Genomic DNA, 15124 nt, shown 5'->3' on the forward strand with positions numbered 1-15124 from the left:
ACAAGGCGGTGGTGGGGCTACAAAGCGAACTGGTTCAAGTGCCGGACCCGTTCGGTACGCCGCGACCGCCACAGCCCGCCGCCGGAGCCCTTTTCGCGGGCCCCGGCGGCGGAACCACGGGTGGCGACCGCCCATCAGGCGGCGGTCACCAGCCGGACGGCGCCGGCGGCGGGACCACCGCCGGGCGGTCGTCGCAGGTGATCGTGTTGGGCAGCAGCCACGGCGCGAGCCAGCCGCCGTCGTTGCCGCCCAGGTCCGTGAGGCCGAACTCCGACCCCGTCGACGGGAAGTGGAACGAGCCGCAGTTGTTGACGCCCACCGCGCCCACGTTGCGCGCGTCCACGTTCTCGAAGGTGGCCCCGCCCGCCGCGCGGGCGCTCAGCACCGAGGTGCCCGTGCCGTCGACCCGGATGTCCTTGAAGTGGATGTTCTCGATGACGTACCGGTCCTTCACCGCCCAGTCGGAGACCAGCATGATCGCGTTGTACGTGCTGTCCAGGAAGTCGTTACCGGTCACCCGGATATCCGCGCCGTCGATGCTCCGGTCCAGGGCGAAGACCCACAGCGCGCCGAGCCCGGTCTTCCAGTTCAGCTCGAACGTGCCCGCGCGGACCGTGGTGTTGCGGGCGAGGTCCACCTTCCCGGCGAAGGGCTCGGCGCCGAAGCGGGAGCCGAGGTGCAGCGCGCTGCCCTCGCGGACCGGGTCGGCGACGAGGTTGTCCGAGACGGTGATGTCGCTGCCGCCGTAGATCGCGATGCCGTTGGCGAGGACCGGGGTCTGCACGGTGTTGTGGTCGAACGTGTTGCGGGCGTTCGTGGTCTTCTCGGCCCACATGGCGAGGCCGTCGTCGCCCGAGTTGCGTACGAAGGTGTTCGTGACGCGTGAATCGGTCACGCCGGTGTGGAAGTTGATGGCGTCCGCGATCTGGTCCACGATCACGGTGTCGGAGACCTTCAGGTTCCTCATCGGGCCGTCGAACCACATGCCGACCTTGGTGTGGCTGATGTGCAGGCCCTTGATGGTCGAATCGCTCATCGCGCCGCCGATCGCGTTGACCTGGTCGGTGTCGATGCGCTCGCGCACGTCGCCCTCGATGGCGAAGCCGGACAGATGCACGTTGCGGCTGCCGCCCTCGGCCGCGGACTTCCCGTAGAAGCCGGCGCCGGTGTGCGTGGACCCGTCGGCGGCGGGCTCGGCGAGCGCGACCTCACGGCCCTTGATCTTCGTGTACCAGTTGCCCGCGCCGACGATCGTGACGTCGTCCACGAGGATGTGCCGGTCCACCCGGTACGTCCCCGGCGGGATGTACACCTTCAGCTGGGCGCGCCGGGCGAACGCGATCGCCTTCTCGATCGCCCCCGCCGCGTCCCGCCGCCCGGTCGGGTCCGCGCCGAACGCGAGGACGTCGGCGGCGAGCGGTTCGACGTGCGGCAGCCCGACGCGCTCGGAGTCCAGCAGGTCGATCGCCGTCCACGCGGCCCGGCTCCCGGCCGGCACGGTCAGCCGTACGGTGTCGCCCGCGCGGTACGTACGGCCGAGCAGGAGGCGCTGCTCGTCGTAGAAGTGGCTGGGCCGGAACGGCTTGTCCACGACCGGGGCGGGCGTCGTGTCGGCGGGCACGCAGCCGCACTCGGTGATCCACCAGTCGGGGTGGAGGAGCCCGGCCCCCGGGTCGTTGGAGAACGGGTACTGGTTGTACAGCCAGGAGTACCGCGAGGTCAGCGTCATCGTGGACCGCTTGTGGCCGTTCACCGAGACGTCGAGCGGAGCCGTGATCCCGCCGCCGCCCGGCGCGTCCGGGATGCTGTAGCGCACGGTGATGGCGTTGGCCGCCGCCGGAAGCGTGAACTCCACATGCTGCCCGGGCGCCAGCTCGACCGCCTGACGCCCCGACGCCTCGGACGGCAGCGTGTACGCGTCCCGGTCCGGCCCGATCACGGTCCCGTCGGTCACCGCGTTCTCGGCCTCCTGCTCCGCGAACGCCACCTTCGCGCCCCGGCCCTGCACCAGCGCGGGATCGAGGGCGGCGCGCGTGACGGCCGGGGCCGGAACGGCGGCGGGCCGGGGCCCGGCGAGCGCGGGGGCACCGGCCAGCACCCCGAACCCGACGGCGGCCGCGGTCACCGAGGCGACCGTGGACGCGTACAGCCCGGCCCGACGCGGTCTTCGCACCGCCGCCGCGACAACGGCGAACTTCCGTGACATCGCATGCCCGTTTCTCTGAGTCCTGGGTGCCAACGGCCAAGCGCGCGTGGGGAATCGCCGCCGTCGTGGGTGAGGCGACAGTAGGGCGGGCGCCTGCCCGCACACAAGCTCCGTGCATGAATTTTCCGAGCACGTGAAGCGTAGATGCATGACTGGGTCGGCTTTTTGCGCAGTGAGCGCAAGGGGCGGCGAGGTGCCCCGCGCAAAGCCAGGTCCCTCGACACCTCGGGGGGTACCCGCCGCAGTGGGAGCTGCCGCACCCGCGGTTTTCGGGGCAGGCAGAGGCCAGGAATACCCCCGGGGGTACCCCTGTTAGGGTGAGTGACAGATACCCCCCGGGGTACATCGTTCGAGAGGAGTCGTAGTCGTGTTCTTCGTTGACACCCTGGAGTTCGAGGGGCTTGGCAATCGCAGCTACCTGGCCGGCGGGGCCGCGGCCGCGGTGGTCGTCGATCCGCCGCGCGACATCGACCAGGTGATCGCCGCCGCCGCCCGGCGCGGGGTGCGCATTGCGTACGTGGCGGAGACCCACGTGCACAACGACTACGTCACCGGCGGCCTGGAGCTGGCCCGCGTCACCGGCGCCCAGTACCTGGTGCCCGCGGCGGCGCACGTGTCCTTCGCCCGCACCCCGGTCGCCGACGGCGACACCGTGGACGTGGACGAGAATCTGGTGCTGCGGGCGATCGCGACCCCTGGGCACACCCCGCACCACACCTCCTACGTCCTGGAAGAGGACGGGCGTGGCGTGGCGGCGTTCACCGGCGGATCGCTGCTGATCGGCACGGTGGGCCGCCCCGACCTGGTCGAACCAAGGCTGACCGAGCAGCTGGCCCGGGCCCAGCACGCCTCCGCCCGCCGCCTGGCCGCCGAGCTGGACGACGAGGTGCCGGTACTGCCCACCCACGGGTTCGGCAGCTTCTGCTCCTCCGCCCAGTCAGAGGGGGACGCGACCACGATAGGCAGGGAACGCACCAGCAACGACGCGCTCACCCTGGACGTGGACACCTTCGTTCAGCGGATGCTTGCCGGGCTGGAGGACGTGCCCGCCTACTACGCGCACATGGGCCCGGCCAACGCCGCGGGCCCCGCCCCCGTCGACCTGACCCCGCCACGGCGTGCGGACGCGGGCGAGATCGCCTCCAGGCTGGCGGCGGGTGAGTGGGTGGTGGACCTGCGCAGCCGCCTGGCCTTTGCCGAGGGGCATGTGGCCGGGTCGTTCAACTTCGAGGGCGAGGGCAAGCTCGCCACCTACCTCGCCTGGCTGATCCCGTGGGGCAAGCCCGTCACCCTACTCGCCGACACCCCCGCGCAGATCGCCGACGCGCAGCGGGAGCTGGCCCGGGTCGGCATCGACCGCCCGGCCGCCGCCGCCACCGGCGACCCCGCCACCTGGGTCGGTGAGGGCGAGCAGCTCGCTTCGTTCCCGCGGGCCCGCTTCGCCGACCTCGCCCACGCGCGCGACCGCGGCGATGACGTGGTCGTCCTGGACGTGCGCCGGGACTCCGAGCGGGCGGGCGGCTACATCGACGGCTCGGTCCACATCCCGGTCCACGATCTGCACGACCGCATCGGCGAGGTGCCGCACGGCACGGTGTGGGTGCACTGCGCCGGCGGGATGCGCGCGGCGATCGCCGCCTCCCTGCTGGATGCCGCCGGCCGCGACGTGGTCGCCGTCGATGACGGTTTCGACGCCGCGGCGGATGCCGGGCTGTCCCTGGCCTCCGGCTGATGTCCGACCGTTCTCCCCGCAAGGAAGTAAGCGTGTGATGTTCCTCTTTCGCCGAAACGGGCCCCGTGTCACGGTCGATGGGGCACGCAGTCGTACCAGCGGCGACCGGCCTGACGCTGTCCTGCTGGATGTCCGTGAGAAGCCCGAATGGACCGCGGGCCACGCCCCGGGCGCCGTCCACGTACCGCTGACGAAACTGGTCGCCGGCGCCGCCCTGCCCGCCGAGGCCGAGGGGCGTCCGCTGGTGGTGATCTGCCGCAGCGGTCACCGCTCCCAGCAGGCGGCGAAGCTCCTCACCGAGCGCGGAGCGCAGGCGGTGGACGTCGAGGGCGGCATGAACGCGTGGGCCGCCGCCGGGCACCCGGTCGTCGACGAACGCGGGAACAGCGGCCGGATAGCGTGACCGTACTCGTTCTCGCCCTCATCGCCGGGGCCGTCGTCGGTCTCGCCCTCGGAGCCCTCGGCGGCGGTGGCAGCGTCCTTGCCGTGCCGGCACTGATCTACCTGCTCGGCTTCACCCCGGCCGCCGCCACCACCGCCGGCCTGATCATCGTCACCGCCACCTCCGCCACCGCCCTGTACGCCCACACCCGGGACGGGAACGTGGCTTGGAAGACAGGGGCCCTGTTCGCCGCAGCGGGCATCGTCCCCGCCTTCCTCGCCGGCGCTGTCGCCGGGAGCCTGCCCGAAGCGGTACTGACGGCAGCGTTTGCGCTCATCGCCGCGCTGGCTGCCCTGCGCATGCTGCGGCCCTCCGCGTCCGAGCCGCCGGACCGGATCCGTCCCGGCAAGGCGGCCGGTGCCGGTGCCGGACTCGGCGCCGTGACGGGCTTTCTGGGCGTCGGCGGGGGATTCCTCGCCGTGCCCGCCCTGGTGAGCGTCCTGGGCCTGACCATGCGGCGAGCGGTGGGCACCAGCCTGCTCGTCATCACAGTGAACTCACTCGCCGCGCTCGCCGCACGCACCGGCACCACCGGCGGGCTCCACTGGGAGATCATCGGCCCCTTCACCGGAGCCGCGATCCTCGGCGCCTGGGACGGCAAACGACTCGGGACGAAGATCTCCGGCACCACCCTTCAGAAGGTCTTCGCCTGCGTCCTGCTGGCGGTAGCGGCCTTCATGCTCGTCGACGCGATCACCTGAACACGACGGCCGCCAACGGCTCGGACCAGGGAGGCGGGAGAACTCCTCCGGCCCACCGCGCATCCCAGGACCGCCTCCGGCCCGCTTTCGTCGGATCACGCTCCACCACGACTTCCGAACCGTAAGGACATTGCCATGACCACCCCCACAGTCCTCGCCACCGACGAGGCGCGCAGCCGCCTGCACGAACTGACCATCATCGACGTGCGCACCCCGGGTGAGTACGCCGGCGGCCATCTCCCCGGCGCGCTCAACATCCCCCTCGACCAGATCCAGCGCGCGCTGCCCGACATCCGTCACGCCACCGGCCGCGGCGACGTCCTGGTCGTCTGCGCCTCCGGCGCACGCTCCGAGAACGCCTGCAAGATCCTCGCGGAGAACGGCATCACCGCCGCCACCCTGTCGGGAGGCACCGGCGCCTGGGCAGCCGACGGCCACGAGCTCCACCGCCCCCAGGGTGCCTCCCGCGCCACCTGGGGAATGGAGCGGCAGGTGAGGCTCACCGCAGGAGTGACCGTGCTGCTCGGCCTGCTGCTCGGGCTCGTAGTCCACCCCGCCTTCCAGCTCATCTCCGCCGGCATCGCGGCCGGTCTGGTCTTCTCCGCCCTGACCAACACCTGCGGCATGGCCGCCATGCTCGCCAAGCTCCCCCACAACCGCCCCCGCGCCGCCGACCTCGACAACACGCTGGCCGCACTGCGCAGCCGCTGAACCACACGACGAAGGGGAGGGATCCGGAGCCGGATCCCTCCCCACTACAAATACCCCCCCGGGTATCTGCCCTAAGGGGTAACCCCACCCGAGCAAAGAGTGGCGCGGCGGTCCCCGAGCCCCGCACGGAAGCGGAAGCCCTGGAATGACGCTGAGCTACCCGTCCTCTCGTCGTAGCTATACGAGACCAGGGCCCAGTCCTTTGTTCGGACTGAGTCCGATCACTGGTCTCACGGTCTACTGGCCGGTATACAGAGGAGGTTGGGTCCGCCGGGCACGAGCCGCCGAGCGGCCGGGTGCCTTCTGACGCCCTGTGCGCCCCGGTCACCGCTGCCCGTCCGCGGACTGTCGTCATTTCTGGGGAGGGCACGATGATCCACCGCACGCGTCCGGGCAGGGCCGTATCCAAGCGACGTACCGCCATCGCGCTGGCGGCGCTGAGCAGCTGCGCGCTCACCGCCGGCTTCACCGGCACGGCCTCGGCCGCGACAGGGGGCGCGCACGGATCCCCCCGCACCTCCTACGTGGCGCTGGGCGACTCCTACACGTCCGGCCCGCTGATACCCACACAGGTCGACGCCAACTGCGCCCGGTCCGACCACAACTACCCGTCGATCACCGCGCGCGAGCGCCACGTCGCCTCGTTCACCGACGTGAGCTGCGGCGGTGCGACGACCGCGGAGATGTGGCAGGCCCAGGGCACCAATGGGCCTCAGCTGGACGCGGTGAAGAAGGACACGGATCTCGTGACCCTACAGATCGGCGGCAACGACGTCGGCTTCGGCTCCATCATCGGCACCTGTGCGACCCTCAGCGCCAAGGACCTCGCCGGCAATCCCTGCCAGCAGTACTACGGGGCCGAGGGGTACGACCAGTTGACGCTGAAGATCCTCCGGACGGCCCCCAAGATCGCCCGCGTGCTGCGGGAGGTGCACCACAAGGCTCCCCACGCACGCGTGGTCGTCGTCGGCTACCCGGACCTCCTTCCCGAGGACGGCACCGGCTGCTTCCCCCAGGTCCCGTTCGCCGCGAAGGACTTCCCCTACCTGCGGGACACGGAGAAGCGCCTCAACCTGATGCTGCGCACGGTGGCGCTGCTGAACCGGGCCGACTACGTGGACACCTACGGGCCGACGGTGGGCCACGACATGTGCAAGGCGCCCGCCGACCGGTGGATCGAACCGCTGAGCCCCGCGGCGCCCGCCGCTCCGGCCCACCCCAACGCCAAGGGCGAGGAGGTCATGGCACAGGCGCTCCTGAAGACCCTGACCAGGGGCGCCGGGCGCCACTGACCTCTGGCGCGCGGGGGCGCGCCTCCACCTACCCGGTCGGCTCCACCGGCAGCGTCAACTCCGAGTCCGCGTGCACCGTCACCCGCACGGGTACGAACTCCGTCGCGTCGACCCGGCCCTCTCCCGTGCCCGGGTTCAGCGCGAAGCGCGGGTGGGGGCCGGGGCTGATCTGCCAGCGGATGCGGTGGCCCGGGGCGAAGCGGTGGGCGGTGGCGGTCATCGGGATCGTGACGTGGACCGGGTCCGTGCCCGTGGTGCGGAGCCGGGCCAGGCCGTCGCAGACGTTGACCGAGCGCCCCTCGGGGTCCACGTCGCACAGCCGGACGAACACCTCGCCGTGCCCCGTGTCCGTGGCGGCGCTGATCCGGGCGGAGACCGGGCCGAGGACGGTGAGGGGTTCGGCCAGGGCGGGCCCGGTGAACGTGAGGACGTCCCCGCGCGCCTCCAGCGACGCGTTGTCCCGCGCCCCGGCCGTACGGGAGAGCAGCGCGCCGCCCAGCGTGGGGACCGGATCGTCCGGGTCGTGGCGGAAGGAGGCGACGGGGGCGGCGTCCGAGGGCGCCTCGCGGGTGAGGTGGCCGTCGGCGGTCGGGTACCAGGAGGCCGTGGCCGCGACCGGAGGCCACGCGTCCAGGTCCCGGGCGCCCGCCTCCGCGCCGCCCACGTGCACACGCACCGGCGTCGGGCGCAGTCCGGACGGGTCGTCGCACAGGTGGGCCCGGAGCCAGGCCAGGGATTCGGTGAACACCTCGGCCCAGCCCGCCTGGAGCGCCGAGGTGTGCGTCCACGGGCCGACCAGCAGGGACGCCTCGCCGCCCGCCCGGCGCAGCCGGCCGTACTGCGCGAAGGTCTGGTCCACGAGGGCGTCGTGCCAGCCGGTGACAAGGGCGGTGGGCACGGCCGCCCGGTCCGCCGCCCCGGCCAGGGACGCGCCCTGCCAGTACGGGTCGCTCGCGTCCGGGTGGGCCATCACCTCGTCCAGCCAGGGGATCTCGCCGCCGAGCGCGTCCGCGTACGCCCCGCGCAGCGGACGCGCGGTGACGGCGGAGCGCACCCGGCGCTGGAGGCGCAGGGTCGCCCGGACGAACGCGCCCATGCCCCGGTGCTGGTACGTCATGCCGGCGCCCACGGCGAGCGCGGTCTCCAGGTTGAGGACGCCGTCCGTGTGGAAGAGGGCGTACGGATCGTGCAGCCCCACCTGGACCACCATGGCCTTCAGCTCCGGCGGCGGATCGAGGGCCAGCGCCCACTGGACGTACCCGAGGTAGCTGGGGCCGACGGTGCCCAGACGGCCGTCGAACCAGGGCTGTTCGCGCAGCCAGGCGACCGTCGCGAGGCCGTCGGCGGGCTCGTTGCGCCAGAGGTGGAAGTCGCCGCCAGAGCCGCCGGTGCCCCGGCAGCTCTGCAGGACCACATGGAAGCCCTGCTCGGCGAAGAGGAGGCCGTACTGCGGGGACCATGGCACTCCCCGCCCGTACGGCGTACGGACCAGGAGGGTCGGGAAGTCGCCCTCGGCGCGCGGGAAGTAGTGGTCGGTGAGCAGCGGGCTGCCGTCTGCGGCGGGGACCGTCAGACCGCGCTCCACGCCCACCTGGTGGCGCGCGGCGGGCAGGCCGCGCCATGAGGCGCGCATCAGCCGGGAGGCGAGCGGCGGCTTCGCGGACGACGGGGTCCATGCGGCCCGGGGGTGGGCGTCGTGCGTCGGTCGGGTCATCTTCGCCTCCATCGGTACGGCACGCAGGGGTGCGGCAAACCCCGCACCCCTATTCTCGTACTAAGTACGAGAATACTGGATGCTTGGATGGACCGCGGAGGCGACCAGGGTGAGAGAGGCAGAGCACGTGACCCGCACCGAAGGTGCCGGAGGCATCGATCCGCGAGTTCTCTGGCGGGAACCGGACCGGCCCCGGCGCGGGCGCAGACCCGCCTTCAGCCGCGAGGCGATCACGGCCGCCGCCGTCGTCGTCGCGGACGCCGAGGGCATCGACGCGGTCACCATGCGGCGGGTCGCCGCGGAAGTGGGCGCCGGCGTCATGTCGCTCTACAGCTACGCCCCGGACAAGGAGACGCTGCTGGACCTGATGATCGACCACGTCTCCGGCGAACTGCCCACGTCCGGCCCGCTCACCGGCGACTGGCGCGCCGACCTGAAGACCATCGGCCGCCACCAGCGCGCGAACATGCTCCGCCACCCCTGGCTGCCCGCCGCCGTGCAGACCCGCCGGTCCCTGGGCCCCCGCACGCTGGCTTTCGTGGAGCACGCGCTGGCCGCCCTGCGGCCCAGCGGGCTCGACGGGGCGGCGCGCCTGGAGGTCTTCGCCCAGCTCACCGCGTTCGTGGCGGCCCAGGTGGGCTACGAGGTCGGCCAGACACAGGTGGCCCAGGACCCCGGCCGGGCCGCTGCCGAGGCGCGGTATCTGGCGGAGGTCGCGGCGGACGGCAACCATCCGGAACTGGCGGAGGCCCTGGCGACGGCCGGGCGGCCGGTCACTCCGGACGCCATGTTCGACCGCTTCCTCACCCGTCTCGTGGACGGCCTCGACGCGGGCTGACCCCGTACGCGCAAAGACACCGGCCCCCGGGGACGAATCCCCGGGGGCCGGTGCCGTGGAACTGCTGGAACCGCCGATCCGTCAGGATCAGAAGTCCATGTCACCGCCCGGCATGCCGCCCGGAGCGGCCGCGGCGGCCTTCTCCGGCTTGTCGGCGATGACGGCCTCGGTGGTGAGGAACAGCGCGGCGATCGACGCGGCGTTCTGCAGGGCGGAGCGCGTGACCTTCGCCGGGTCGAGAATGCCCTCGGCGATCATGTCGACGTACTCGCCGGTCGCGGCGTTGAGGCCGTGACCGATCGGCAGGTTGCGCACCTTCTCCACGACGACGCCACCCTCGAGACCACCGTTGACGGCGATCTGCTTCAGCGGGGCCTCGAGCGCGAGCTTGACTGCGTTGGCGCCGGTCGCCTCGTCACCCGAGAGCTCCAGCTTCTCGAAGACGGCCGAAGCCTGGAGCAGAGCCACGCCACCACCGGCGACGATGCCCTCCTCGACGGCGGCCTTGGCGTTGCGCACCGCGTCCTCGATGCGGTGCTTGCGCTCCTTCAGCTCGACCTCGGTGGCGGCACCGGCCTTGATGACGGCCACGCCGCCGGCCAGCTTCGCCAGGCGCTCCTGGAGCTTCTCGCGGTCGTAGTCCGAGTCGGAGTTCTCGATCTCGGCACGGATCTGGTTGACGCGGCCCTGGACCTGGTCGCTGTCACCGGCGCCGTCGACGATCGTCGTCTCGTCCTTGGTGATGACGACCTTGCGGGCGCGGCCGAGCAGGTCGAGACCGGCGTTCTCCAGCTTGAGGCCGACCTCCTCGGAGATGACGGTGCCGCCCGTGAGGATGGCGATGTCACCGAGCATGGCCTTGCGGCGGTCGCCGAAGCCCGGGGCCTTGACGGCGACGGACTTGAACGTGCCGCGGATCTTGTTGACGACCAGGGTCGACAGGGCCTCGCCCTCGACGTCCTCGGCGATGATCAGCAGCGGCTTGCCGGACTGCATGACCTTCTCCAGCAGCGGAAGGAGGTCCTTCACGTTGCTGACCTTGGAGTTCACGATGAGGATGTACGGGTCGTCCAGGGACGACTCCATGCGCTCCATGTCGGTGGCGAAGTACGCCGAGATGTAGCCCTTGTCGAAGCGCATACCCTCGGTGAGCTCCAGCTCCAGACCGAAGGTCTGGGACTCCTCGACGGTGATGACGCCTTCCTTGCCGACCTTGTCCATGGCCTCGGCGATGAGCTCGCCGATCTGGGTGTCGGCGGCGGAGATGGAGGCGGTCGAAGCGATCTGCTCCTTGGTCTCCACGTCCTTGGCCTGCTCCAGGAGGGCGGCGGAGACGGCCTCGACGGCCTTCTCGATGCCCCGCTTGAGAGCCATCGGGTTCGCACCCGCGGCCACGTTGCGCAGGCCCTCGCGGACGAGCGCCTGGGCGAGAACGGTGGCGGTGGTCGTACCGTCGCCGGCGACGTCGTCCGTCTTCTTGGCGACCTCCTTGACCAGCTCCGCACCGATCTTCTCGTACGGGTCCTCCAGCTCGATCTCCTTGGCGATGGAGACACCATCGTTGGTGATCGTGGGGGCGCCCCACTTCTTCTCGAGGACGACGTTGCGACCCTTGGGGCCAAGGGTGACCTTGACGGCGTCGGCGAGCTGGTTCATGCCGCGCTCGAGACCGCGCCGGGCCTCCTCGTCGAACGCGATGATCTTGGCCATGTGAAGTGGTCCTCCCGGACAGGGGTGGATTGCTCCGGACCGAGTGGCGCCCGCGACGGACGGCCTGCCTGCCCTGCGGTTCCTTCCCCGCCTGGCGTGCGGGCCTCACCGGCCCGGTCCAAAATTCTGTCACTCTCACCTGGAGAGTGCTAAGCCCAATGATTAGCACTCGACCCCGTCGAGTGCAAGCGCCGAAGGCTCCTTGAGGGGTGGTGGTCGGGCGACGGGAGGGCGCAAGCCCCCCCGGCCGGAGTGTGGACAACCCCCGGGCGGCACCCGGGCGGCCCCGGACACGCGAAGGGCCCGTACCCCTATAGGTACGGACCCTTCGTACGTGCGTGGCGTCGCGGCCGACGTGCCGTGCCGGGCTCAGCCGACGGCGAGCTTGACCATGTCCGCCTGCGGCCCCTTCTGGCCCTGCGAGATCTCGAACTCGACCCGCTGACCTTCTTCGAGGGTGCGGTACCCGTCCATCTGGATCGCGCTGTAGTGGACGAATACATCCGCACCACCGTCGACCGCGATGAAGCCGTACCCCTTCTCCGCGTTGAACCACTTGACGGTGCCCTGAGCCATGCCTAACTCCCCTGTAACGTGTGTGCGCCGAAGCGCGTCGACCGCGGCTGAATGTATCTGCCCAACTGCCCTCTGCAACAGGTCAATTGGACGACAATTCTGGGCGGCACCGATCGCCCGAATATGGGGAATTCATGAGCTTGCGGGGCAAGTCGGGCCCGGCAAAGGCGACTTATGGCACAAGAGGGCCGGGCACATTGGCTGCTTCTGATCGTGGCGCGGCGCATTCTCATATGCGAGGGGCACGGGCAGCGAAGGGGACTTCCCACACTCTACCCCGCTCAACCATGCAGAATTGCCCCCTCCGCTTCTCTCGCGGAGGGGGCAATTGCGGTGACGCTACGCAGCCGTGGGCTCAGCAGCCGCCGGCCACGGCGGGAATGATCGAGACGCCGGCACCGTCCGGGGTCGCCGCGTCGAGGCCGCCTTCAAAGCGCACGTCGTCGTCGTTGACGTACACGTTGACGAAGCGGCGGAGCTTGCCCTGGTCGTCCAGCACGCGGGCGGCGATGCCCGGGTGGTCCTTCTCCAGCGAGGCGATGACCTCGGAGAGGGTCGCGCCCTCGGCCGGAACCTCGGCCTGGCCGCCGGTGTAGGTGCGGAGGATGGTGGGAATGCGGACCTTGACGCTCATGGCGGTGCCTTCCTGAATTCTCGGGTGGTCAGCTGGTGGCGAGTCCGGCGGCGCGGAAGGCGTCCAGGCTCGGGCGGATCGTGGCGGTCGCCTGTGAGGTGTCGGCCACCGCGTCCAGCGTCTTGAGGCCGTCACCCGTGTTCAGGACGACGGTGGTGAGCGCCGGGTCGAGCAGGCCGGCCTCGATCAGCTTCTTCGTCACGCCGACCGTCACCCCGCCCGCCGTCTCGGCGAAGATGCCCTCGGTGCGGGCCAGCAGCTTGATCGCGTCCACGACCTGCTCGTCGTTCACGTCCTCGACGGCGCCGCCGGTGCGGCGGGCGATGTCCAGGACGTACGGGCCGTCGGCCGGATTGCCGATCGCGAGGGACTTGGCGATCGTGTTCGGCTTCTGCGGGCGGACCACGTCGTGACCGGCCTTGAAGGCGGTGGAGACCGGGGAGCAGCCCTCGGCCTGGGCGCCGAAGATCTTGTAGGGCTTGTCCTCGACCAGCCCGAGCTTGATCAGCTCCTGGAGGCCCTTGTCGATCTTCGTGAGCTGCGAGCCGGACGCGATCGGGATGACGATCTGGTCGGGCAGCCGCCAGCCGAGCTGCTCGCAGATCTCGTACGCCAGCGTCTTGGAGCCCTCGCCGTAGTACGGACGCAGGTTCACGTTGACGAAGCCCCAGCCCTCGCCCAGCGGGTCGCCGATGAGCTCGGAGCAGAAGCGGTTGACGTCGTCGTAGTTGCCCTCGATGCCGACCAGCTCACCGCCGTACACCGCGGCCATGACGACCTTGCCCTGCTCCAGGTCGTGCGGGATGAACACGCAGGAGCGCAGGCCCGCCCGGGACGCGGCGGCGCCGACCGCACCGGCGAGGTTGCCGGTCGAGGAGCAGGAGAGCGTGGTGAAGCCGAAGGCGCGGGCGGCCTCGACGGCGATCGCGACGACGCGGTCCTTGAAGGAGTGCGTCGGATTGCCCGAGTCGTCCTTCACGTACAGGCCGCCGGTCACACCCAGCTCGCGGGCGAGGTTGTCGGCCTTGACCAGCTTGGTGAAGCCGGGGTTGAGATTGGGCTTGTCGGCCACATCGGCGGGCACCGGCAGCAGCGGCGCGTAACGCCAGATGTTGTTCGGGCCGGCCTCGATGCGCTTCTTCAGCTCGTCGGGGGAGCCGCTCGGCAGGTCGTACGCCACTTCGAGCGGCCCGAAACAGGACGCGCAGGCGAAAATGGGACCGAGTGCGAACCGTTCACCGCATTCGCGGCAGGAAAGGGCCGCTGCGGGACCGAGGTCCACGGAAGATTCGGTGGGTGCTGCGACAGTCTCAACAGCCATGATGGCGAGGCCCTTTCTCCTCATCTTCCTCACGGCGCGTTTCGCCGCGAGACGGAATTGGCACCTTCCCCACCTGACCTCGCGGTCGGCAGGAGGGTTGCCGGGACTTCAACGGGCCGTTCCCTCTGTCCCTCTGGATGAGCGCTGTGGCGACGGATCATGGATCCGCGCATTTGTCGGCGGACCGACCCCGGCATGCGATGGCCGTCCGCGTTGTTCAAGACTGTAACCGAAGGAGCGGACGGGTGAGATAGCCGTCCGTACCGCGAGATGGATCACATACAGGGAGTATCGACCGTGCTCGAAGAGGTCGAAAGCTGGCTGACCAGGCGTTCCTGGTCAGCCGCCGACCACCCGCCGGCGAGCGTGCGGGCCGCCGCGAACGGTACGGGCGTCAGTGTCGTTCTACCGGCCCTCAACGAGGCCGCGACCGTCGGGGACATCGTCGCGACGATCCGGCGCGAGCTGATGGAGCGCGTTCCGCTGGTGGACGAACTGGTCGTGATCGACTCGGGCTCCACGGACGCCACCGCCGAGGTCGCCCGCCGCGCGGGCGCCCGCGTCGTCCACCGCGACGCGATCCTGCCCCGCCTCCCCGCCGTCCCCGGCAAGGGCGAGGTGCTGTGGCGGTCGCTCCTCGTGACCAGCGGCGACATCCTGTGCTTCATCGACGCGGACCTGAAGGACTTCTCGGCCGACTTCGTCTCCGGCATCGTCGGCCCGCTGCTGGCCCACCCCGAGGTGCAGTTCGTCAAGGCGATGTACGACCGGCCGCTCGGCACGGTGGCCGGCCAGGGCGGCCGCGTCACCGAGCTGGTGGCCCGCCCCCTGCTGAATCTGCACTGGCCGCTCCTCGCGGGCTTCGTCCAGCCGCTGGGCGGCGAGTACGCCGTACGCCGCTCGCTCCTGGAGCGGCTGCCGTTCCCGGTCGGTTACGGGGTCGAGCTCGGCCTGCTCGTGGACGCGCTGCACACCGTGGGCCTCGACGCCCTCGCCCAGGTGGACGTCGGCGTCCGCGTCCACCGCCACCAGGACGGCCAGGCGCTCGGCCGGATGGCCGCCGCGATCTACCGCACCGCGCAGGTGCGGCTCTCCCGGGGTCATCTGGTGCGCCCCTCGCTGACCCAGTTCGAACGGGGACCGGACGGGTTCGTTCCGCGCACCTACCCGGTGGACACGCAGGAGAGGCCGCCCATGTGCGAGATCGAGGAGTACCTGGCACGCCGCGCGGCCTGATCGCGACTGCA

13 protein-coding genes and 1 riboswitch are annotated in these 15124 nt (G+C 71.0%); of the genes, 7 read left to right on the forward strand and 6 right to left on the reverse strand.

Going from position 1 to position 15124, the window contains the following annotated elements:
• Positions 1 to 145: 145 nt before the first annotated feature.
• Complete coding sequence (locus tag ABZ565_RS22660) at positions 146 to 2206, reverse strand: glycosyl hydrolase family 28-related protein (protein ID WP_361029712.1); 2061 nt, start codon at positions 2204 to 2206, stop codon at positions 146 to 148.
• Between the two features lie 367 nt (positions 2207 to 2573).
• Between ABZ565_RS22660 and ABZ565_RS22665 the strand changes: the two genes are divergently transcribed.
• The 5 genes from ABZ565_RS22665 (at position 2574) to ABZ565_RS22685 (ending at position 7084) form a co-directional block, all read left to right on the forward strand.
• Positions 2574 to 3938 carry an MBL fold metallo-hydrolase gene (locus tag ABZ565_RS22665; protein ID WP_361029715.1) on the forward strand — a complete coding sequence of 455 codons (1365 nt, stop codon included), beginning with the start codon at positions 2574 to 2576 and terminating at the stop codon, positions 3936 to 3938.
• 37 nt (positions 3939 to 3975) lie between these two features.
• Complete coding sequence (locus tag ABZ565_RS22670; RefSeq protein ID WP_361030089.1) at positions 3976 to 4341, forward strand: rhodanese-like domain-containing protein; 366 nt, start codon at positions 3976 to 3978, stop codon at positions 4339 to 4341.
• A complete protein-coding gene (locus ABZ565_RS22675; RefSeq protein ID WP_361029718.1) occupies positions 4338 to 5081 on the forward strand; it encodes a sulfite exporter TauE/SafE family protein in 744 nt (247 codons plus the stop codon). The genes ABZ565_RS22670 and ABZ565_RS22675 overlap by 4 nt, the downstream gene beginning before the upstream one ends.
• 135 nt (positions 5082 to 5216) lie before the next feature.
• Complete coding sequence (locus ABZ565_RS22680; RefSeq protein WP_361029721.1) at positions 5217 to 5792, forward strand: rhodanese-like domain-containing protein; 576 nt, start codon at positions 5217 to 5219, stop codon at positions 5790 to 5792.
• A gap of 371 nt (positions 5793 to 6163) precedes the next feature.
• Entirely contained in the window at positions 6164 to 7084 is a 921-nt protein-coding gene (locus ABZ565_RS22685) for an SGNH/GDSL hydrolase family protein (RefSeq protein WP_361029724.1), read from the forward strand.
• Between the two features lie 28 nt (positions 7085 to 7112).
• On the opposite strand, the gene ABZ565_RS22690 is transcribed toward ABZ565_RS22685, so the two are convergent.
• Complete coding sequence (locus ABZ565_RS22690) at positions 7113 to 8798, reverse strand: CocE/NonD family hydrolase (RefSeq protein WP_361029727.1); 1686 nt, start codon at positions 8796 to 8798, stop codon at positions 7113 to 7115.
• Positions 8799 to 8925: 127 nt separating this feature from the next.
• Here ABZ565_RS22690 and ABZ565_RS22695 point away from each other — a divergent pair, with 127 nt between their 5' ends.
• The gene (locus ABZ565_RS22695) at positions 8926 to 9636 is read left to right on the forward strand and encodes a TetR/AcrR family transcriptional regulator C-terminal domain-containing protein (RefSeq protein ID WP_361029730.1); all 711 of its coding nucleotides are present in this window, start codon (positions 8926 to 8928) and stop codon (positions 9634 to 9636) included.
• Positions 9637 to 9723: 87 nt separating this feature from the next.
• On the opposite strand, the gene groL is transcribed toward ABZ565_RS22695, so the two are convergent.
• From groL to thrC, 4 genes are all read right to left on the reverse strand, one after another.
• Entirely contained in the window at positions 9724 to 11346 is a 1623-nt protein-coding gene (gene groL / locus ABZ565_RS22700; RefSeq protein ID WP_136201462.1) for a chaperonin GroEL, read from the reverse strand.
• A 369-nt stretch (positions 11347 to 11715) separates the two neighbouring features.
• Positions 11716 to 11922: a cold-shock protein gene (locus ABZ565_RS22705; protein ID WP_003967346.1), complete on the reverse strand. Its 207-nt coding sequence runs from the start codon at positions 11920 to 11922 to the stop codon at positions 11716 to 11718.
• 355 nt (positions 11923 to 12277) lie between these two features.
• Positions 12278 to 12556 (reverse strand): MoaD/ThiS family protein, encoded by a 279-nt coding sequence (locus tag ABZ565_RS22710; protein WP_018101573.1) that lies wholly within the window; start codon positions 12554 to 12556, stop codon positions 12278 to 12280.
• Between the two features lie 28 nt (positions 12557 to 12584).
• A complete protein-coding gene (gene thrC, locus ABZ565_RS22715; protein ID WP_361029734.1) occupies positions 12585 to 13877 on the reverse strand; it encodes a threonine synthase in 1293 nt (430 codons plus the stop codon).
• Positions 13878 to 13894: 17 nt separating this feature from the next.
• Positions 13895 to 14021, reverse strand: a riboswitch (SAM riboswitch).
• A 153-nt stretch (positions 14022 to 14174) separates the two neighbouring features.
• On the opposite strand from thrC, the gene ABZ565_RS22720 reads away from it, so the two are divergent.
• Entirely contained in the window at positions 14175 to 15113 is a 939-nt protein-coding gene (locus ABZ565_RS22720) for a glucosyl-3-phosphoglycerate synthase (protein ID WP_361029737.1), read from the forward strand.
• Positions 15114 to 15124 lie beyond the last annotated feature (11 nt).

It is taken from the genome of Streptomyces sp. NPDC016469 (genome assembly GCF_040632905.1).
In the GTDB taxonomy this organism is placed as follows: domain Bacteria; phylum Actinomycetota; class Actinomycetes; order Streptomycetales; family Streptomycetaceae; genus Streptomyces.

Coding starts and splice junctions, on each gene's coding strand:
- ABZ565_RS22660 (WP_361029712.1), bottom strand. CDS start 2,206: ATGTCACGGAAGTTCGCCGTTGTCGCGGCGGCGGTGCGAAGACCGCGT.
- ABZ565_RS22670 (WP_361030089.1), top strand. CDS start 3,976: ATGTTCCTCTTTCGCCGAAACGGGCCCCGTGTCACGGTCGATGGGGCA.
- ABZ565_RS22680 (WP_361029721.1), top strand. CDS start 5,217: ATGACCACCCCCACAGTCCTCGCCACCGACGAGGCGCGCAGCCGCCTG.
- ABZ565_RS22685 (WP_361029724.1), top strand. CDS start 6,164: ATGATCCACCGCACGCGTCCGGGCAGGGCCGTATCCAAGCGACGTACC.
- ABZ565_RS22690 (WP_361029727.1), bottom strand. CDS start 8,798: ATGACCCGACCGACGCACGACGCCCACCCCCGGGCCGCATGGACCCCG.
- groL (WP_136201462.1), bottom strand. CDS start 11,346: ATGGCCAAGATCATCGCGTTCGACGAGGAGGCCCGGCGCGGTCTCGAG.
- ABZ565_RS22705 (WP_003967346.1), bottom strand. CDS start 11,922: ATGGCTCAGGGCACCGTCAAGTGGTTCAACGCGGAGAAGGGGTACGGC.
- ABZ565_RS22710 (WP_018101573.1), bottom strand. CDS start 12,556: ATGAGCGTCAAGGTCCGCATTCCCACCATCCTCCGCACCTACACCGGC.
- thrC (WP_361029734.1), bottom strand. CDS start 13,877: ATGGCTGTTGAGACTGTCGCAGCACCCACCGAATCTTCCGTGGACCTC.